This is a genomic window from Ruegeria sp. ANG-S4 (genome assembly GCF_000814005.1).
Taxonomy (GTDB): domain Bacteria; phylum Pseudomonadota; class Alphaproteobacteria; order Rhodobacterales; family Rhodobacteraceae; genus Ruegeria.
The window spans coordinates 1-20,864 of the sequence record NZ_JWLK01000003.1; the positions used below are offsets into that span (position 1 = coordinate 1).

Consider the following 20,864-nt stretch of genomic DNA (forward strand, 5'->3'; position numbering starts at 1 on the left):
TCAATGGGTCCTGACCCTAGATGATCACGTCTTATCTTTCTTTTGGCACTCAAAGACTACGTCATCCCATAACTCAAATCGCTCCATGTCGGCAGGATGTATCCAAGTGCTAAGTGGTAATACCTCGCACGTTAGGCCCGCGCGTGCCATTCGGTCCACGATATCTTTTCCATATCTTCTAACGTGATCAAATTGCCCCCATCTTCTTTCTCTTTCGGCAGGGTCGGTAACGCTTGCGTCTTCATCGGTTACGGCTTCGTCGCGTGCATAGGGGACTTGAATTACCATGCATCCGTCGGGTCGCAAAATCCTGCAAAGTTCCTGATACGCGGCCTGATCATCCACAATATGTTCCATCACATGGGAACATAAAATCAGATCATAACTCTCATCAGCCTCTGGGATATCAGTAATATCACAGTGGAAATCTACGTTTGGTGCCGAATAATCGGTGGTCTTCAAGTCGATCTGCTCTTGTTTCCGAAGCCACCTTTCAATCCCAAAGTCGGGTGCAAAAAGGAGAGTCTTCAGAGGTCCAGAGCGCGTTTCAAGAAACTTCTCGAGCCAAATGACAAGGGCTTTTTGTCGCGTTGATGATCCGCAGAAAGGGCATGCTTCAGAAGGTTTGCTTTTGCTCCACGACCTCATGCACACTGGGCAATCAAAGTCATTACCTTGATATCTGATTAAATTGATCCTTCGATGCAGAGTTCTGTATACCGGCGAAAGAACAGGGAGATAGTAATACGGCGTTGCCAACGGTGTACTCCATTTCAGAATCGTTCGGTATGTCGGTCAGCAATACAATGCCCCAACTGTTAAAATGTCCTCGATACCTATGCCAAAATCCTTTTAATTTTGGAAGGGATTTGACCTATCCCCCTGAAATCAGACCATAAGGGATTGGCGACCCGTCTGAGTGCTCTGCTACCCAAGCTTCCGCTGACCTGAGCCCCTGATACGTCTCCAGTTTTTGTGTAGAGTCTGGTTGACCTGCTCCGCTGAAATGCCTTGGAATTGAGGTTAACCTGTTCTCCAACCGAGGGTAAGAGATTTCGGTAAGGCTGGGCTCTGCTCGTGCTGATCGGGTTCAATTTGAATTTTGCCCTAGTATATGCTGAACAGCTCTTGTCATGGCCGCCAGGCGAATTCTCGTCCGATCTGGAAAAATGCCAAGGGGCTCGTCGCCCGACCAACCCCGTCCTCATCGCGGACACTGTAGTTCAGGCCAGCGTTTATGATCCATTGGGATTCAAGCTCATAGCTATATACCGCGTTCAGGTCTGTCCGCTCCACGCGCGGATCGACTTCAGTGGAATCGGTGAGAATATGTGTTGCACCCAGCCCCAGACGCGAAGACGGGCCGAGGCCCCAGATATAGCCGAAATCGAGAATATACTCATCACGGAACACTTCGTCGTCCGTAATGACGATATTCCGGTCAAAGAAAATGCGAAGTTCATTTTCACCGAATTCATTCGCATATCTCAACGAACCGATCGGTTCTGTTCTACCACCATCTGTATGTGCAAAACCCAGGCTGACCGAAAAGGTGGCCCCCAGAATTTCCCGACTACGACCGATGCGAAACGAATTGAGGCGCCCGGCCAGCGACAGCTCACTCTCGGCGTCAAAAGTAATCTCGCCATTGGGCATATCATACTCAGCGCCTATTCTTCCGATAAAGCCCGAGGTGAAGTCATCCCCTGCAATCAGTTCACGCTCATCGATTTCAGTATATCCCAATGCGACGTCGAACCGCGTACGTGCTGAGACCTCCTGAGACAGCCCGAACACAACACTTTTGCTCTTACGGTCGGTTTGATCAGGATTATCTTCCTCGTATCGCTCCGCCCGTATGTCAATCGTAGCGGTCGTGACAGGTGACAGGACAAAGCCAATACCCGCGCTCCCACCAATGGTGTCACTGTTAAAAAGATCGGGGCTTGTTTGATCCACATAGTCGAGGTTTTGGGCGTTTATGCGGAAGTTGTAGCTGATCAGATCCTGGCGCCCAAAATCCATTTGGAAAACCGAGTTGAACTCTCTGCGGGTCCCATCGCCCGTCAAATCGCCGAAGTCAGAGGGTAAATCGAGCACCCCTTCATCATCGATAAAGTCGTTGAGAGATCGAAAAAGCCCGATGTCATAACTGGAAAAGTCAACGCCAAAATCAAGCCCGGCATTGGCTCCCTCCCGAGCATAGCCGAACTCGAAGATGGAATCACCAATGTCAAAATCGCTATCTTCGTTTGGCAGATCCGTCCATCGCAGAGCAGTGACCGCGTCCAAACTAAGGCTCTGGATCGGAGTCTCGCTGGAAACCCCAAAGGACAAAATCGTTGAGGAGATTGTTCCGTGGCCTTCTTCCGGAACCTCAAGCCTCAGGTTACGGCCGCTTTCAAACCTTTGCGCAATCCCCAGAGTCATCTGTGTTCCACCCGGCCCCAGCTCGACAACCTGGGCGTCAGCGCGGTTCTGCAAGTGCAGGACACCACACACAATACCGAACAATATTATCCGCAGAACGAGTTGGTATTTCACCGGCCGGCCACTTTCGCTGTTATTCAAACAGGCGCCGTTGTGGAATTACAATCACGTCGCCATCGACTAATTGCGTGTTACCGCCGGTCCCTGTGCCATCCAGCATCGCATCATAATTGAACTGATACACGTTTTCCTTTCCGGTGCTGTCCGTCCGGCGCAACATGATTCGTTTTGTAGCCGCAAATCTGGAAAATCCACCCATCTCGCCGAAAAACTGAAGAAGTGTTGTCCCGCGCACCGGTGCATGCCTGCCAGGTGATCCCGCCTCACCGATGACATAGACATCAATCGTACGCTCGGGCAGTGGCTCCCGTGGTACATTGAGCGCCCCAAGAGAGACGAAAACATTGGGTGGCGAGGCAAAGTTCGGAGCGAGAATCTCGGTGAGCTCATCGCCGACCTGTTCGACGCTCCGCCCGCCCGCACGCAGGGAACCTGCAAGCGGAACATTAATTCTACCGTCGGGACGCACCAGAACCTCGCGGTTCAGGCTTTCGTCCTCCAGTACCTCGATACGCAGCGTATCCCCTGCCTGAATACGGTAGCCTTGCGCCTGAGCCGATACTACAGCTAAGCACATGATGGTCGCAGCGACGAGCGCGAAAACAAATTTCATATTAAAGCTCTTTCAGTCTTTCCAAAGTCTAGCCTCACCTCTTGCCGGGTACTTTATAGCCACTTCCAACAATATCGACCCGCTTTTTTAACTGGGTTTCCAAGTTTTCTTCCAGCCCGTGTGAAAGTTGCTTTCATCTGAATGCCCTGAGCAGGGCGCGATTCTCCAAGGAGCGCATTTCAATCAGGACATGCTTCAGTAGAGATGTATCAGTTGCAGAACATTTATAGCGCGACAGCAGTTTCCGGATTACAAACATGTATTGTTTTTTGATCAACTCGAGGGGTAACATTCGCGCCTTCGAGTTCTAAACTACCAACTCTTTTTACCACTGATATCTGGAAAAGTTATCAAGACTTTCTCTGATCCATGAGCGAACCAACGTTGCGACATCCCAGGCTTTTACCCCCGTTGCTGATTTGTTTATCCCTGCTGCTTGCCGGGTGTGAAGACTCTGAGGAACGAGCTGAACGGCATCTTCAGTCAGCCGTTGAACTTCTGGCCGCCGGGGATACCGAGCGTGCGATAGTTGAACTGCGTAACGTTGTTAAATTCGACGTTGATCACAAAGAGGGCCGTCTGCTTCTTGCGCAAACGCTGGCCAAACAGGGGGATGTTCAGGATTCAATCAGCCAGTTTCTACGTTTGGCAGAGCAATACCCAGACTTTCTGATCGTCCGCACCGCCTTGACTCGTATGATGCTGGAGATAAACGCTTGGGAAGAGGCCGAGCATCATGGGCGGTTTGCCCGGGATCTGGCGTCCGAGGATCCTGATGTTATTTTTCTGAATGCGGTGCTGGATTATCGGGAAAGCCTGCTGACCGGAGACATGTCGGGGCTGACAAAACCCAGCGCAATCGCCCGGCAGCATGTTGCGATGTCCCCAGACAACCTGTTGGCTTGGCGACTTTTGATAGATCACGCCTTGGCCAAAGAGGACACAGCAGAAGCCTTGCGTCGGGCAAACCAGGCTTTAACGCACCTGCCTCATGTTTATGAGCTGCATCTTTCAAAACTGCATGTCTTGAGTGAACGCCGGGATGTGGGCGGGATAAGGGATGCGCTTATGGACATGATGGCGCAATTCCCTCAGGATCCTCAAGCCCGGAACATGTTGCTGTCCTGGTATCTGGAGCAGAGGGATCTTGAAGGGGCCGAGGCCTATCTGCGTGAGCTGGCAGCGGCACCAGGGGCAGCGGCAGACCAGAACCTGCAGGTTGTCAACTTCCTGAAACGGACTCGCGGAAACGAAGCAGCCAGAGCAGAAGTGGACCGTCTTGTCGCGAACGACCCGGAGGCGGTCGAGTATTTGGCGATGCGCGCCGTGCTGGATTTTGAGGACGGCGAGACAGCTTCTGCAATCTCTCGGATGAAGCAACTGCTGGACGGTGCCGAACCTTCAGAAAACACGTCCAACCTAAAGGTAAACCTGGCTAGGATGCTGGTCAGCTCGCGGCAGGTACAAGAGGCCCGATCTTGGGTTGATGGCGCTCTGACCGATACCCCTGGCCACGTTGAGGCGCTGAAAATGCGGGCCGCCTGGCAAATCGAAGACGACCTGCCGGAAGAGGCTATCCTGACCTTGCGCACCGCCCAGGCAAACGCGCCGCGCGATCCCGACATCATGGTTCTTATGGGGCAAGCCCATGAGCGTGCGGGGGCTCGTGAACTGGCCGGAGAACGCTACGCTTTGGCGGTCGAAGCCTCGGAGCGTGCTCCGAGTGAGTCTTTGCGCTATGCGACGTTTCTTCTGCAGGATGGCAGGTTCGATGTAGCAGAGACGGTGCTTGCAGATGCCCTGAAGGTCGCACCCGCACATGTCGATCTGATTGCAACCATGGCTGAAGTCCAGCTGCGCAACCAAAACTGGAACCATGTCTCGCGCCTGATCCGGCAACTCAGGGCGCAAGAGCGGCCTTCGGCCGTGGCTGCCGCCGATCAGATCGAGACTGCCTTTTTACTGCAACAGCGCCGCACCCAAGATGCCCTTGCCTTTCTGGGCGATCTGGCGGCAGCTGACGAGAACAACACCGCAGCATTGGCTGATCTGATCAACACCCTTGTTCAGAGCGACAACGCCGAACTGGCCCAGGCAATCCTGACCGAAAGGATGCAGCAAGACCCGGACAACGCCACCCTGAAGTTCTTTCGTGCCGGGCTGCATATAATCGAGGGTGAAGAAGATTTGGCGGAAGCCGGCTATCGCGGGTTGCTGTCTGAAGACCCTGCTAATTTCCGGGCATTGCGGCAGCTGAGCCGTTTGTTGGTTGCGCAAGAACGCGAAGAGGACTTGACCAAGGTAATAGACGCCGCGGTCGCCACTCAACCGGGGTCACTTTTGCCCCGGTTGCTCAAGGCCGAACAGCTTGAGCGTCTCCAGGATTTCGACGGCGCTATTGAGCTGTATGAAGGCCTTTATGCGGATGACAGCGGAAATTTGATCTTTGCAAATAACCTTGCCAGCCTGATCACAACACACCGGGATGATACAACCAGCCTGTCACGGGCCTACACGATTGCAAGGCGATTGCGCGGGTCCGACGTCCCGGCATTTCAGGATACATACGGCTGGATTGTCTTTCGGCGCGGCAATCATTCAGAGGCGCTGGACCATCTGAAGAACGCAGCTATCGGCCTGCCAAATAACCCACTGGTACATTATCATCTGGGAGAGGTGTATCTGGCTCTCGGGCGCACCGACGACGCGTACAGAGTGTTAAACAAGGCTCTGACGCTATCGGCCAACCAGACTTTTCCGCAACTGGAGAGAACCAGGGAAATCCTCAGTACCTTATCTGCGACAGAATAAGCACATGCTCATGCCTGAGATGGAAATCACCGCCGATGGCGGTCGCGGTGAAAATTCACGGAGTTGTGTTTCCAGATCCTGACCAATTTTCACTCCTGCTCTACATAATTTCAACAGCACCTAAGGCCGCCCATCAAAATCGGCGACGGTTTTGTCGGGGTTTCCCCCAAGGATAGACCTGCGCCGGATCATGCATTAAAAGTAAAGAAGCTTCCTGGTGCGAGTTGTTCGGTTTGGTTGTTGTTTGAAAGAGTGGGATGCGCGGCTATAGTCCAAACAAAGTTCTGACCGATGTGACATCGTCCGAAGGGGTTTTCTGGCTGCTTCTAATGACACTGGGCGCGGCCGCCTTCTTCTGGGACGGAATCCTGGAACTGATCGACGCATGGAAGCTGCCTGAATACAGCCACGGACCGCTGATCCCCATACTTTCCGCGTTACTGTTCCTGAGACAGTTGAAAGGCGTCAATATTGATCACGGGCCGGTCCCCGATCGCTGGCCCGGGTTTGTCCTGCTGATACTTGCTCTGATGCTGGGAATGATGGGTCGACTGATCGGGATACGCGATTTTGTTGCTTATGCGCTGATCCTCTGGGTTGGCGCCGTTTTGCTGATCAGCTTTGGCTGGCGCAGGGGAAAGCAATTCTGGCCTCCGGTGCTGCACCTAGTCTATATGCTGCCGCTGATCGGTGCCCTGTATTATGGCGTTTCCACATGGTTACAGCTGATCTCATCCAAATTGGGTGTCTATTTTCTGGATATTCTACGCGTACCGGTGTTTCTTGACGGCAATATCATTGATCTGGGGGTGTATCGTTTGCATGTGGCAGAAGCCTGCTCGGGTCTGCGTTATCTCTTCCCGATCCTCAGCTTCTCCTACATTTTTGCGGTCCTTTATAAAGGCCCCACATGGCACAAGGCGGTGCTGCTGCTTTCGGCTGTCCCAATCACCATAGTCATGAATTCAATCCGTATAGCCGCTGCGGGGCTTATCGTGAATTTCTACGGGATCGGCTATATTGAAGGGTTTTCACACTTCTTCGAAGGATGGGTGATCTTCATCTGCTGTATAACCGTTCTTTTTGCAATCGCCTGGATTCTGATGCGGTTGCGTAATGAATACTCAAACTTGACCGAAGCGCTGGACCTGGAAACCGAAGGATTATGGACGCAAGCCAAACGTATCAGGCTGGTCACGCCATCAATTGCGTTGATCAGTGGAACCATCCTAGTGGTGAGCCTCAGCGTCTTTTGGCAAATTATACCTGAACGCGAAGCTCCGACTGCGAATCGCTACCCATTCGCGCTGTTCCCCAAGAGGGTCGATGCATGGCAGGTCGGCCGCTCCCGGGCGCTGGAGCCCGAGGTCGAACGCATATTGGCCGCTGATGACTATCTTCAGGTGACATTGTCCAGGCCGGACACCGTGGCGCCAGTAGACCTCTTCATGGCTTGGTACAAGGATCAGCACACAGGCGGTGTCCACTCGCCCGAGGTCTGTCTGCCGGGTGCGGGATGGGAAATCGCCTGGTTGGAACGCATAGAATTATCTAATGGCACCGCAAGCTTTCCAGCCAATCGTGCAGTCATACAAAAGGGGCTAGACCGAATGCTGGTCTATTATTGGTATGAACAGCAGGGGACACGCGTGGCATCCGGGTTCACGGCCAGGCTTCTGTTGACGCTGGGCAAGATAACCAATGGCCGTACAGACAGCGCAATTGTTCGCCTTATCACTCCGATCATGCAGGGCGAGAGCGAAGCCGCAGCAGAAGAACGGCTGTTGGATAGCTTTCGCGCCACCGAAGGACAACTGAAACGATTTGTCTCAGGGATATAAGACCTTGCAAATTAAAACACGGCTGGGAGCATTGAGGTTAACACGATAGACATGAACTCGCAGCCATTTGCGTGCCAGCCACAATTGAACGGTATGCCGCGCGAAACCAAAGCTAATTACGATTAAACAAATCACTATCAGGAATTCACTACATGTCACAGCCTGTAATCCAGATGGACCCCGAAACGCTAAGTCTGTCGACCGAGAGCGCAAAAGCGGCTGCACAACCGTACGCCGAAGCATATCAGAGTGCCCAGCCTTACGCACATGGGTGCATTGATAACTTCTTGCCACCTGAAATTCTGGAACGCGTGCGCAAGGAACTTGAGGACTTGCCCGAACCTGAATCAAGTTTTGACCGTGCTCAGGAGCGTCTTAAAACCAGCTATTCACCGGAACGCCTGCTGCCATACACACGCAATCTGTTCTACGTCCTGAACTCTCGGCCTTTCATATTGTTCTTGGAGAAACTGACAGGAATAGAAGGCCTGATTCCGGATCCGTATTTCATGGGCGGGGGAATTCATAAGGTCGCCAATGGCGGACATCTGGATATTCATGCCGACTTCAATCACCATGGCAAGCTCAACCTAGAGCGTCGCCTCAACGTACTCATCTACCTGAACCAGGACTGGAAAGAAGAGTGGGGCGGGCAGTTCGAAATCTGGAGCACGGACATGACAGAGAAAGTCAACGCGTATGTGCCCATCTTTAATCGCATGTGCTGCTTCAGCACCGGTTCCGACACATGGCACGGCAACCCCGAGCCGGTGAACAATCCCAACGGTGACCCGCGCATGTCGATCGCGCTCTATTATTTTACCGCGACGTGGGACGACACACGTAAAGGTCACACAACATTGTTCAAACCACGTCCGGGCACCGCTGATCAATTTGACAAGAAAATTGCCCGCCGGCAGTTCATGGGCAACGTTTTGCCCCCATTCATATACCGGCGTGTTGTCAAATTGCTATCAAAGGTTGGCTATTTCTAGAGACAAGTCTCGAACCAGAAGCTAGCTGCGTTTTCCAACCGATGAAACTAGACCCTTGTCGCGATCAAAGCTCATCATAAGCGCAATACGCACGCCAGCCAATCAAAGAAGCCTAAAGCAGAAAGTCATGTTGTCCGGCCTTCTTTCTGGGGCAACGTTTATATTTGTATCCGCGCTCAGACTAATATCCACAATTATTTTGACCCGGATTTTGGCACCGGACATATTCGGGACCTTCGCAGTTCTCCTTTCTATTCTGTTTGTTCTGACCATGTTTTCCGACCTCGGTATAAGGTCACTCATTCTAACCCGTGAAGAATCCGGGCTGGATGTTGACTTTCTGCGGTCTTGCTGGACGCTACAAATCCTGCGCGGCGGTCTGCTTGGCATCATTATCTTGATCATTGCAGGGATAATTATCTTACTGCAAAATACCGGAATACTTCTAGAGACCAGTGGTTACGCTGACCCGGTTCTTCCGGCAACGATTGGCCTCTCTGCCTTAAGCTTTCTCATTCTTGGCTTCGAAATCCCCAATAAATACATCTATGAACGTGAGATGAATTTCGGGATACTGTCTGTCAAAGAGGTAATATTAGCCATTTTCTCTTTGGTCGTGGTTGTTTCGCTTGCTTTATATTTGAAGAACATCTGGGCCCTGGTGTTTGCCTCCATAATATCTGCAGCAATACAAGTGTTTCTTAGTCTCGTGATGTTTCGCGGCCCCGCGATGCAACTGACCTGGCATAAAGAACATATAAGGGTGATCTTTCTGCGCGCCCGCTGGATCATCAGCCATTCTGCCCTGACGGCGATAACGAACGTTGCAGACAGGCTGATAATAGGTGTCTTTGTTTCGGCTAGTGATTTTGGATACTACCATATAGCCAGGCAGTTGATTGACATGCCGACCTTGCTCCTAAACAAAATCCATTCTCAGGTCGGGCTACAACTGTTCTCGGAAATCCACAAGCATGAGACCCTGGATCACTTTCGGGCGGATTACTACAAGTACCGTCAGTTTTTCGACACAGCGTCAATGATCGGCTGCGGCATGCTGTTTGTCCTGGCGCCTTTGCTCATTGAAATCGTGTATGATGCCCGTTACGAACCTGTGGCACATATTCTCCAAGTTTTGGCCCTTGGCTTGCCGTTAAGTGGTTTTGTCGTTTTGAGAGAAGCGTTTAGCGCGCAGCGCAGGTTTAAAAAGATGACCGTTCTGAGCATTGTTCAGGCAGCCTCTGTCTGGGTGGGATTACTTCTGGCGCTGCCCGTTTTGCACTCCACGCAGGCTGCGTTTTGGGTCGTATCTCTGCATCGGACTCCAGAAATATTGCTTCTACTGATCATGGGGCGTCAAGAAAAATGGGTATTGTGGAAGAAGGAGTTTCGCTATGTTCCTCTGATTTTTGCAGGTATGGGAATAGGATGGTTGATGGACGTTGTAGCTCGAAATCTTCTTTCAATATTCTAAGCTATTCAGCACGCCGAGGTTTTTGACAATGAGAATTGGAATGCTCACCCCATCCTGGCCAGGTGGAGAAACTGCAAACGGAATTACGACTTCAATTTTCAATCTGGAGAAAGGTCTGTCAAAGACCGGGCATGAGGGTGTCATCCTTACGGGTAGCATTACTTCACCAAGCGAAACCCGAATTATCCCGCTTCCTCAGTTTCGCAAATGGACGGCAATAGAAAAGGCAAACTGGATGCTTGGCCGGGATATTGCAACAGTGCCCATAACAGCAAACGCCATCTTGACCGCAGCCAAAGAAGCAATTGATCGATTTGGAATAGAGGTTTTATTGGTTGAAGAAACTCACGGTTTTGCCCAATTCCTTTCGCCGCATTTGAAAGTTCCGGTCGTTGTGGTATTGCATGGCCCTTGGTTTTTACTTGAAGAACACGTACCAAAGAACTCGCTTATCAGAATAGATTCAGGTCGATCAAAAAGAGAAGGCAAAGGATTAGAGTGCTGTGCTGGCATTATTGGCCCTTCGAAAAGTGTGATCGACAAAACGCGCCAAAAATACCGAGTCGAAAATATTCCGACAACCGTCATCCCTAATAGCATACAGTCCGTACCCGAATTATCTTACGACGATCTTACACCGAAAGAGACCAAGAGTATTTTGTACGTAGGGCGTTTCGATTCGATTAAAGGTGGCGATGTGATACTGCGCGCCTTTGATCGGTTGGTTTCGCTGGGGCAAGATGCTTTTCTCACCTTCGTCGGGCCGGATCAGGGAGTGCGGGGCGCTCAAGGTGAAAGTGTAAGCCTAGAGGACTTTTGCCAGAGACTGTCCGTTGATGCTCGAAGTCGGATTGTGATCACGGGATCGATTAGTAAATCCGAAGTGCAAAACCTGCGATACACGCATGCTGTGACCGTGGTTTCTTCAAGATATGAAACCTTTCCATATGCAGTCCTAGAAGCCATGGCCGTTGGTTCTGCAACAATAGCGTCAAGCGTAGGCGGTATCCCGGAACTCATGAAAGATGGAGTTACGGGTCGCTTCTTTGCAAACGAAGATGTCGACGCACTCGCGGACATCCTGAATGAATTGTTGAACGATTTGGACCTTTGCAAACAGCTTGGCCATGCCGCGCGCGCGCGGGCTATAGACGCATTCAATCCGGAAATCACCGCTCAGAAACTGGTTCGTTTTCTGGAACAGGACGTTTTGAAAGCCTGATACGGCGCGTGATTGCGCTAGGGCGTTTTCGACACGGACTGGACGATCCGATGCAATTCCCGTGAAATGGCTTCGTCAGAAAACTTTTCCCGGGCATCCGTCCGCGCGCGGTCGGACATCGCATCGCGCAGTGTTTCGGACTCCCACAACCTCTTTATGGCCGCCTGCATGGCCCCGACGTTAAACGGCTCCACCAATATGCCGTTTTGCTCATGCTCGATATATCCGTCAGTGCCGGGAGAGCTGGTTGCAACAACTGGAACTCCCAGCCGCATTCCGTTCAGAAACGTCACTTGTCCCGATGCGCTTTCCAGATTCGAAATTGGTGTGACCGAGAGCCTGCAGGATGCCAGAAGTTCCAGACATTTTTCCTGAGTCAGTCCACTCAGGAATTCGACATTCGAAGTTTTGGGCAATTCCTTAACAATGCTCGGCTTGCTCACGATCACGGTGCGTATGCCCAGATTGTCCACAGCCTTGATGAGGGTATCAAAGTCTCTTCCGGCGGATCCCATCGACAGGATATAAGGAGAATCCTTATCCTCGTCGCGTTGGAGGTCAATTTCTCCGCGCTGCAACGGGATGAATACCACGCGATCTTCCGGTACCCCAAGGACCTCCGCATAGCTGGAAATTTCGGTGGGCGAATGCACGACGTAAGTGTTTATCTGTTCGGAAAACAGCCGAAGCAGCCGTTTTTTGACACCTTTCGGAAGCGCCCCGAGATTGAAATTGTAAGCGATGATCTTCGGGCGTCCTGCCGAACTGAATGTCAGCCTCTTCAAAACCGCCGCGCAAAGGGCCAGCTGGGGGAAACAAGTGATGATCCCGTCCGGTCGGTCTATAAAGGCACTACGGACATGCAGCAGATGACTTTTCCACTCCCCCAGGCTGGTCAATTGAGACCGGCGATGGTGCCAGTCCCCGGGTTTTTGCGCCGGGGCGACCTTCTTGAACTCTATAGTGTCATCCGAGATAAAATCATCCAGCCAAACATCGTCCTGACCATCAAAGAACCCCGCAGCAACGACCCAAGTTTTGGACATAATCCAGCGCACCTATAAAAAACTAATACAGCTTGACCATAGTCTGTCGTTTGTCCGGTCGTGCCAATACATGATCTTTCCAAAAAGCGACGCTGTGGCACCGAGAACGCTTCACCCAACGCGATACCCAAAGATTCGGCCCGCAAACCACTTGGAAGCGGAGCCGATGCCTCAGCCGTCGCACCCATTTTGACTAGGACGTCCGCGTTCCTCCGGCACCACAATCCGGGCGCGCTTAAAGGCTAATCATACTGCAGCGGCCCAAGGTTATGCATTGGTTTCAAGTCATTCGGATTGGTTTGCCAATTTCTAGGCAGCTTTATTGATGAACTGCTGATTCTTTGGCAAAAAGGTCAGAGATTGATACCGAAATCCTTGCGCAGGGTCATCGTAGGGCTTTGTTATTTAATATAAAAATGATCCTCAAACAAATCGAGACCTTCTGTTCATTGCAGAATTCTGTCAATTGAATCTGTCGGACAACGTTCCCTGAACCTTGAGGAAAGCGCATCAAAGGGCCACATGGCCGAAGCAGTTCAACCCTTGATTGATGCACTCAGAGTGACAGTAAACAATCACGGGTGCGTAGCCCAATTGTAGCGCAATTGAGGCAGAAATTTGTCACTTCCGTAAAATTGTCTCTTTGTACTCGCACCGGATGATGTATAAGCTTCGAGATAACGGTAGAGCGTGGGGCGTCGTTTATAGGTCTTGCTTGTTTTATCGAGTCGGAGGGCACGTATTCCGCCCTTTAATAGTGTAGTGTAATGGTGAACCCATATTATAGTTTTGGGTTTAAAGGTAAAAATGTCTATTCAAGATGCGCATATAAGCACGAAGACCAAACCGTTTCGTTCTGTCTTTCGTACAAGTAGCCCTCCAATCAACCCAGCTCTGCTATATAAAAAGGTCTTTAAGCGCCTTTTGGATATAGCGATGGTTTTGGTGACATCGCCGATCGTTCTGCCGCTTATTGCCTTGCTTGCGGTTATGGTCGCACTGGATGGGGCCAACCCGTTTTATTGTCAGCGGCGCGTCGGTCGGAATGGCCGAATTTTCACCATGTGGAAGCTGCGTACGATGGTTCCGAATGCAAAAGCATTGCTGGATGAATATCTGGCTCAGAACATCCTGGCCCGACTAGAATGGGAACAGACCCAAAAGCTCAAGGATGATCCTCGGATCACTCCATTTGGCCAAATCCTGCGCAAAACGTCACTGGATGAGTTGCCCCAGCTCTGGAACGTTCTGATGGGCGAAATGAGCTTGGTTGGACCGCGCCCGATGATGCCCGAGCAGCAGAATCTTTATCCTGGTAAGGCCTATTTCTCACTGCGGCCTGGCTTGACCGGCTTGTGGCAGGTGTCAGAGCGGAACGCCAGCACATTTGCAAGCCGCGCTGATTTCGACACGTCCTATGCAGAAGATCTGACTTTTAAAACAGATGTCAGCATTCTTTATGCAACGGTAGGTGTTGTCGTTCGGGCAACCGGGTACTGACCGCGCACGAGCTTCACTCGCTCAAGACCGGTCTTCTCAAAATGAGCCATCGGCAAAAGCTGCTTTCCCAGTTTGCTGTGCCGTTATAAAGGCGGTGTGGCAGCCATCTCTATTCCAAGCCAGAATAAAACTCGGCTTAATGGTGAACATGTCGCCAGATTGTCTACATACCGGAAACGCCCCACGCGTTGGGATCCGAGATACCTTTGAGCCCTCCTGATTCACAGCACACACCCCGTAAAGTGATTGAAAATCCGAACCAGCGCAGGGATGATTGTGCAAATATAAGGGGCTGCAACACCTCGTCTTCGTACGGTTTCGTTTGGCAATCCCAACTATGCCACCTAAACTCAAACCGGTTTATTAATGGATGGTTCTACAGTGAATATTTCTGCCAGGGACGGCGACATCGCAATCGTTGGCATGGCTGCGCATTTGCCTGGCGCGTCTTCGATTGACACCTATTGGTGCAATCTGCGTGCAGGGGTGGAATCTATTCGCCAACTCAGTGGGGAGCAGCTTCTTGCGAATGGCGAAGCTCCGCATCTGCTTGAGCGGCCTGACTATGTGCCGTTTGCGGCCCCCTTGGACAGATTTGAGGAATTCGATGCCGAGTTCTTTGGCTTGTCTCCAAAAGAAGCCGCCATCATGGACCCGCAACATCGTCAATTCCTTGAAGTCGCCTGGGAAGCGCTGGAAAATGCGGGCTATCCGCCGGAGAGTTTTCCCGGACCCATCGGGGTATTCGCCGGATGCGGCATGGGCAGCTATTTCTATTTCAACGTCTGTTCAAACCGGGATCTGGTTGATGCCGTGGGTATGTTCCTGCTGCGCCATACCGGCAATGACAAGGACTTTCTGTCGACCCGGCTGAGCCATATCCTCGACCTCAAGGGGCCGAGCGTGAATGTGCAAACGGCGTGCTCGACCTCATTGGTTGCAGCTCATTACGCGACACAGGCGTTGTTGACCGGTGAGTGCGATATGGCGATCGCTGGGGGTGTCACGATCGAACTCCCTCATAATAGGGGTTATGTTTACAAAGAAGGTGAGGTGCTCTCGCCAGACGGCCATTGCCACGCCTTCGATCACCGCGCGCAAGGTACGGTGTTTGGCTCAGGCGCGGGCGCTGTCATCCTGCGTCGTCTGTCTGATGCCATTGAGGATGGCGACCATATCTGGGGTGTGATCCGGGGCACCGCCATCAACAATGACGGCGCGGCCAAGGCCGGGTATCTGGCGCCATCCGTTGATGGTCAGGCTGCCGCGATTTCCGAGGCCCATGTTATGGCCGACGTGAGCCCCGATACGGTGGATTATATCGAATGCCACGGCACCGGTACCTATCTTGGAGACCCGATCGAAGTGGCCGCGCTGACGCAGGCGTTTTCGGAAACCACACAAGAGACCGGCTTTTGCCGACTGGGCTCGGTCAAAACCAATATCGGCCATCTGGATACAGCAGCCGGTGTTGCGAGCCTGATCAAAACCTCACTGGCTTTGCACCACAAGCAGATCCCGCCCAGCCTTGGATTTGAAAAGCCCAACCCGGCGATCGATTTCGAGAACAGCCCGTTCCGGGTGAATGACACTCTGACCGATTGGGTCTCGCACAAGGGGCCGCGCCGCGCCGGGGTCAATTCTCTGGGTGTTGGCGGAACCAATGCACATGCCATTCTGGAGGAAGCGCCCGAGCGGGCTGCATCTGAGCCGTCAGATTGGCCGTTTCAAATCCTCACGGTTTCGGCGCGGGGCAAAAAGGCGCTGGATGCCAACAGCGCGGCGCTGGCCGAGCATCTGCGCGCCAATTCTAATCAGGATTTGGCCGATGTCGCCTGGACGTTGAAAAACGGGCGCCGCGGGTTTGAAAAGCGGCGTGTGATTGTCGCTGAAACCCATGAGGAAGCCGCCGCGATCCTTGAGGAAAACGATCCGCGCAGGGTGTTCACGCATTCGGTGATCTCGGAAACTCCCGAGCATGTGTTCATGTTCCCCGGTGGCGGGGCACAATATGCGGGTATGGCGCGGGATCTCTATGAAACCGAACCGGTCTTTGCCGAATGGATGGATCGGGGTCTGGATATCCTGCAAGCCAAGCTCGACTATGATATCCGCGCGATCTGGCTGCCTGAGCCGGGGCAGGAAGAGGCCGCAGGTGAACGGTTGAAGACCCCCTCAGTGCAGCTACCACTGATAATGATCACCGAATATGCGCTGGCGCAGCTCTGGATGGGATGGGGCGTTCAGCCCACCGCTCTGGTCGGTCATTCGATGGGCGAAAACACCGCCGCTTGCGTGGCGGGCGTGATGTCGTTTGAGGATTGCATCGGTCTGGTGCATCTGCGCGGGCGTCTGTTTGACACGGTGCCCGCTGGCGGCATGCTGAGTGTCCCCCTGCCCGCCGACGATCTGAGACCGCTGCTAGGAGACGCGCTTGATCTGGGTGCCGTCAACGCCCCCAGCCTGAGCGTCGCAACCGGACCGCAGGCGGCACTGGACGATCTGGAGGAACGCCTGCGCAATCAAGGTGTCGATTGTCAGCGCATCCCGATTGATATCGCCGCGCATTCGCGGATGCTGGAGCCGATCCTGCAGGAATTCGGCGATTATCTGCGCTCGATTGACCTGCAGGCGCCACAGATCCCCTTCCCCTCGAACCGCAGCGGCGACTGGATCACCGAGGCTGATGCCACGAATCCGGACTACTGGGTCGGCCATCTGCGCAACACTGTTCATTTCGCCGATTGCATCACCACACTGGCCGAAAACCCCGAGCGCATCTTCATCGAAGTTGGTCCCGGCAAAGCGCTGGCTTCGCTGACCGGGCAGCATGACAAGGTGGACGCCAATCAAGTGATCAGCAGCCTGCGGCATCCGAATGATGACGTGGCTGACGATGCTTATTTCATGGCCATGCTGGGCCGTATCTGGGCCTTGGGCGGCACGTTTGACTGGGAACAGATCTGGGGCGAGGCGCGTCGTAACCGGGTGCCTCTGCCTACCTATGCTTTCCAGCGCTCGCCCTATTTCATCGAACCCGGTAAGACACAGGTGGAGACGGCCAGCCAATGGCTGATGCGCACCGAAGATACCGCCGATTGGGGCTATCGCGTCGCCTGGACGCCGAAATACGCGGCCTGCGATGTCGATGTCACCGGAGACCTGTCGGAGGCGGCACAGGAAAGCTGGCTGATCTTTGCGGATGAGGCCGGGCTTTGCAACAAGCTGACCGAGCGTCTGAAACAGGCCGGTCATAAGGTGGTGACGGTCACGCCCGGCGATGCCTTTGCACGCATCAGCGAGGATCACTATCAACTGGCCCCTGAACGCGGGCGCGAAAGCTATGATGCGCTGATCCGCGATCTGGTCGCGCAGGAACGTATCCCAACCCGGATCGTACATGGCTGGCTGCTGACCCAGGCCGAGACCTTCCGCCCCGGCGGCAGCTTCTTCCACCGCAATCTGGAACAGGGCTTTTACAGCCTGTTCTTCCTGGCGCAGGCCATCGGGGATGAAGATCTGCCGATGCCTCTGCATCTCCATGTCCTCAGCTCGGGCGCGTTGCAGGTCCGGGATGAGGCCTTGCCCTACCCGGAAAAAGCAACCGTGACCGGCCCGACCCGCGTTATCCCGCGCGAATTCCCCGGCCTCACCTGTGCGCTGCTGGATATCGACCTGCCGCAAAGCTCGGGCAAACGCCGCGCGCCTGCCCTGCCCGACGGCCTGACCGATCAGGTGCTCGAAGACCTGATAGCCCCGCCTGCCTCGTTCACGGCGGCGATTCGCGCGGGCAAACGGTTTGAACAGGGATACCGCCCGCAGGCCCTGGCAGAGCCGTCTCTGGATGACCTGCCATTGCGCGATGGCGGTACTTATCTGATCACCGGGGGTTTTGGCGGCATTGGCCTGACACTGGCCGAGGCGCTGATTACCAAAGTGAATGCCAATATTGTCCTGCTTGCACGCGGAGACCTGCCGCCGCGTGATCAGTGGGAAAACGTCCTGAACAACTCGGCCCCGCAAGACAGAACGGCCCGCCGCATCCGCGCCATTGAAAAGCTTGAAGCTGCAGGCGGTAAGGTCCTGCCGATGTCGGTCGATGTCAGCAACGTTGAGGAGATGCGCCAATGCGTTGAAAGCGCGACACAGGAATTCGGCCAGATCAACGGTGTGATCCATGCGGCTGGCCTGATCGACGATGCGCCGATCATGACCAAGACCATGATGGAGATCGAGGACGTCTTTACGCCCAAAATTCACGGTACGCAGGTCATCAACCAGATTTTCTCCGACGGATCGCTGGATTGGCTGGTTCTGTTCTCGTCTACCTCGACGGCAACAGCCCCTGTGGGTCAGGTCGATTATGTGGCCGCCAATGACTATCTGAATGCTTATGCCCGTGCCCGCGCCGGTGACAAAACGCAGGTTCTGTCGGTCAATTGGGGCATCTGGGCTGATGTTGGCATGGCCGCCGACGCGATGGAGGCCCGGACCGGATCCGCTGAGCCCGCGCCCGTCACTTCGGCAGATGTGCCAATGCTGGATCAGGCAACATTCGATGACACCGGAAACCGCCTGCTCTGTGCGACCTATAACGCCCATGATCGATGGTTCCTTAACGATCACCGGACCAAGGCCGGTCACGCTCTGGTGCCCGGCACCGGCTATCTGGAACTGGCGTCTGAGGCGCTGCGGGTACAGGGCGAAACCGGCCCGTTTGAAATCCGTGATCTGTATTTCCTGCGCCCCCTTGCGGTGTCGGACAATGAAGATCAGCAGATCCGCCTGCGCTTGCCACGCAGCGATGTCGGCTATGATCTGACGGTTGAGAGCGGATCGGATGACACGTTCGAACTGAACACACAGGCCAGCCTGTCGCTGCTTCCACTGATCGCACCCGCACCGCTGGATATGGCGGCCATCGCCAGCCGTTGTGGCCCGGCCCATCAGGCCGAAGGCGCAGGGCGCTTGCGGTCCCTGCAGGAGGCGCATCTGAATTTCGGCCCGCGCTGGCGGGTGCTGACCTCGACCGCGCTGGGGCAGGATGAAGGTCTCGCTCATCTGGCCCTGCCCGAGGGCCTGCAGTCGGATATCGAGGCAGGCTATCACCTGCACCCTGCCCTGATGGATCTGGCGACGGGATGGGCGATGGAGTTGATCGCTGGATATCAGGCTTCTCACCTGTGGGTGCCGGTCTCGTACCGGTCCGTGCGTGTATATGCTCCGCTGCCGGCGCAGATCGTCAGTTGGGTCCGCAATGCTGACGACAACCGTGCTGAAGGCGAAACTGCCAGTTTCGATGTCACCATCGCCGCACCCGACGGTACGGTCTGCATCGAGGTCGAAGGCTTCTCGATCCGCCGGATGGAGAATGCGGTGGACTTCGCCTTTACCGAAACCACTCCGGCGGTCACCTCCGAGGTGGACACGCCGCCACCCCTGTCCCCGGCCGAGGAACGTCTGCGGCACAACCTGTCACAGGGCATTCCGGCATCGGAAGGGCCTGCTTTGTTCTTCAAGGCGCTAACCAGCGGACAATCGCAGATCATCCTGTCCTCGCTTGATCTGGAGGGGCTGATTGCACAGGCTGCCGACAGCGGAGCCTCCACCGAAAGCTCGGATCAGAAATTCCAGCGGCCCGAACTGGATTCTGACTATGTCGCACCTGAAAACGATATCGAACGCCGTCTTGCCGGGTTCTGGCAGGAGCTTCTGGGCGTGGATGAAATTGGCGTCGAAGACAGTTTCTTCGATCTGGGCGGTCACTCCCTGATCGCTGTCCGGCTGTTCGCGCAGATCCGTAAAGCCTATAACGTGGACTTCCCGATTTCGGTTCTGTTCGAGGCTCCGACCATCCGCAAATGCGCCGATCTCATCGCTGCCAGAGGCGTGCCGAAAGACGGCGGGGAAGATACCCCTGCCGAGTCGGCACCGTCCACACCGGAACGTCGCTTTACCCATCTGGTGCCGATGCATTCCGGCGAAGGCGGGCCCAAGACACCCTTCTTCCTGGTGGCGGGCATGTTTGGCAACGTGCTGAACCTGCGCCATCTGGCACATCTGGTCGGGACCAACCGGCCATTCTACGGCCTGCAGGCCCGCGGTCTTTATGGGGATGAGGAACCGCATCGTGATCTGCGCGAGGCGGCCAAGGATTACATCGCTGAAATGCGGCGGGTTCAACCCACTGGGCCCTACATGCTCGGCGGATTCTCGGGCGGCGGGATTACGGCTTATGAAATTGCGCGCCAACTGACCGAAGCTGGCGAGGAAATCGCCGCGCTTGTGATGTTGGACACGCCGCTGCCGGTACGCCATCCGCTCAGCAAAGCGGATCGCTTGAAGATCCAGTTCCAGGAGATGCGCAGCAAAGGTGCCAGGTACCCGATTCAATGGGCCAAGAACCGGATCGCATGGGAAATTCAAAAACGTCAGCCCAAGGAAGAAACGTCCGAAACCGGGCAGCAATTCCACGACACCGAGATCGAGGCCGCCTTCATGGAAAGCGTCAACAGCTATCCCTTGCACCCATGGGACGGGCCTCTGACCCTTTTCCGCCCGCCTTTGGTCGGGAAATGGGAGCTTGGACTGGGCAAGCTGGTGCATCACGAGCGCTATTATTTGACCCATGACAATGACTGGACGCCCTGGGCCCCTAATATCGAAGTATTCGAAGTGCCCGGAGATCATGACTCGATGGTTCTTGAGCCAAATGTGCGGGTGCTGGCGGCCCAGATGAAATCCTGTCTGGAAAACGCAGAGCGCCAGATTGCACGGCCACATCCCATGATACAGGAAGCGGCGGAATAGCC

Annotated in this window: 11 protein-coding genes; 7 read left to right on the plus strand and 4 right to left on the minus strand. The window is 54.2% G+C overall.

Features of this window, described 5'->3' with window-relative positions:
- Nucleotides 1-24: 24 nt before the first annotated feature.
- The 3 genes from RA28_RS22805 to RA28_RS10450 form a co-directional block, all read right to left on the minus strand.
- Nucleotides 25-648: a methyltransferase domain-containing protein gene (locus RA28_RS22805; RefSeq protein WP_052261429.1), complete on the minus strand. Its 624-nt coding sequence runs from the start codon at nucleotides 646-648 to the stop codon at nucleotides 25-27.
- A gap of 483 nt (nucleotides 649-1,131) precedes the next feature.
- Nucleotides 1,132-2,571: a hypothetical protein gene (locus tag RA28_RS10445; RefSeq protein WP_152612063.1), complete on the minus strand. Its 1,440-nt coding sequence runs from the start codon at nucleotides 2,569-2,571 to the stop codon at nucleotides 1,132-1,134.
- Nucleotides 2,564-3,163, minus strand: a complete 600-nt coding sequence (locus tag RA28_RS10450; RefSeq protein WP_039528014.1) for a polysaccharide biosynthesis/export family protein — start codon at nucleotides 3,161-3,163, stop codon at nucleotides 2,564-2,566. The genes RA28_RS10445 and RA28_RS10450 overlap by 8 nt, the downstream gene beginning before the upstream one ends.
- A 369-nt stretch (nucleotides 3,164-3,532) precedes the next feature.
- Between RA28_RS10450 and RA28_RS10455 the strand changes: the two genes are divergently transcribed.
- From RA28_RS10455 to RA28_RS10475, 5 genes are all read left to right on the plus strand, one after another.
- Nucleotides 3,533-5,974 (plus strand): tetratricopeptide repeat protein, encoded by a 2,442-nt coding sequence (locus RA28_RS10455; RefSeq protein ID WP_082029804.1) that lies wholly within the window; start codon nucleotides 3,533-3,535, stop codon nucleotides 5,972-5,974.
- A 257-nt stretch (nucleotides 5,975-6,231) separates the two neighbouring features.
- The gene (gene xrtD / locus RA28_RS10460; RefSeq protein WP_052261430.1) at nucleotides 6,232-7,815 is read left to right on the plus strand and encodes a VPLPA-CTERM-specific exosortase XrtD; all 1,584 of its coding nucleotides are present in this window, start codon (nucleotides 6,232-6,234) and stop codon (nucleotides 7,813-7,815) included.
- Between the two features lie 152 nt (nucleotides 7,816-7,967).
- The gene (locus tag RA28_RS10465; RefSeq protein WP_039528020.1) at nucleotides 7,968-8,810 is read left to right on the plus strand and encodes a 2OG-Fe(II) oxygenase; all 843 of its coding nucleotides are present in this window, start codon (nucleotides 7,968-7,970) and stop codon (nucleotides 8,808-8,810) included.
- A gap of 127 nt (nucleotides 8,811-8,937) precedes the next feature.
- A complete protein-coding gene (locus RA28_RS10470) occupies nucleotides 8,938-10,284 on the plus strand; it encodes an oligosaccharide flippase family protein (RefSeq protein ID WP_039528023.1) in 1,347 nt (448 codons plus the stop codon).
- A 40-nt stretch (nucleotides 10,285-10,324) separates the two neighbouring features.
- On the plus strand, nucleotides 10,325-11,506 hold the full coding sequence (locus RA28_RS10475) for a glycosyltransferase family 4 protein (protein ID WP_039528026.1): 1,182 nt from the start codon (nucleotides 10,325-10,327) through the stop codon (nucleotides 11,504-11,506).
- 17 nt (nucleotides 11,507-11,523) lie between these two features.
- Here the strand turns inward: RA28_RS10475 and RA28_RS10480 are convergent, their stop codons facing one another.
- Nucleotides 11,524-12,552, minus strand: coding sequence for a glycosyltransferase (locus RA28_RS10480; protein ID WP_039528028.1), 1,029 nt, complete (start codon nucleotides 12,550-12,552; stop codon nucleotides 11,524-11,526).
- An 807-nt stretch (nucleotides 12,553-13,359) separates the two neighbouring features.
- Here RA28_RS10480 and RA28_RS10485 point away from each other — a divergent pair.
- Together RA28_RS10485 and RA28_RS10490 are read left to right on the plus strand one after the other, a co-directional pair.
- Nucleotides 13,360-14,052 carry a sugar transferase gene (locus tag RA28_RS10485; protein ID WP_039528031.1) on the plus strand — a complete coding sequence of 231 codons (693 nt, stop codon included), beginning with the start codon at nucleotides 13,360-13,362 and terminating at the stop codon, nucleotides 14,050-14,052.
- Nucleotides 14,053-14,418: 366 nt separating this feature from the next.
- Nucleotides 14,419-20,862, plus strand: a complete 6,444-nt coding sequence (locus tag RA28_RS10490; protein WP_039528034.1) for a type I polyketide synthase — start codon at nucleotides 14,419-14,421, stop codon at nucleotides 20,860-20,862.
- Nucleotides 20,863-20,864: the final 2 nt, after the last annotated feature.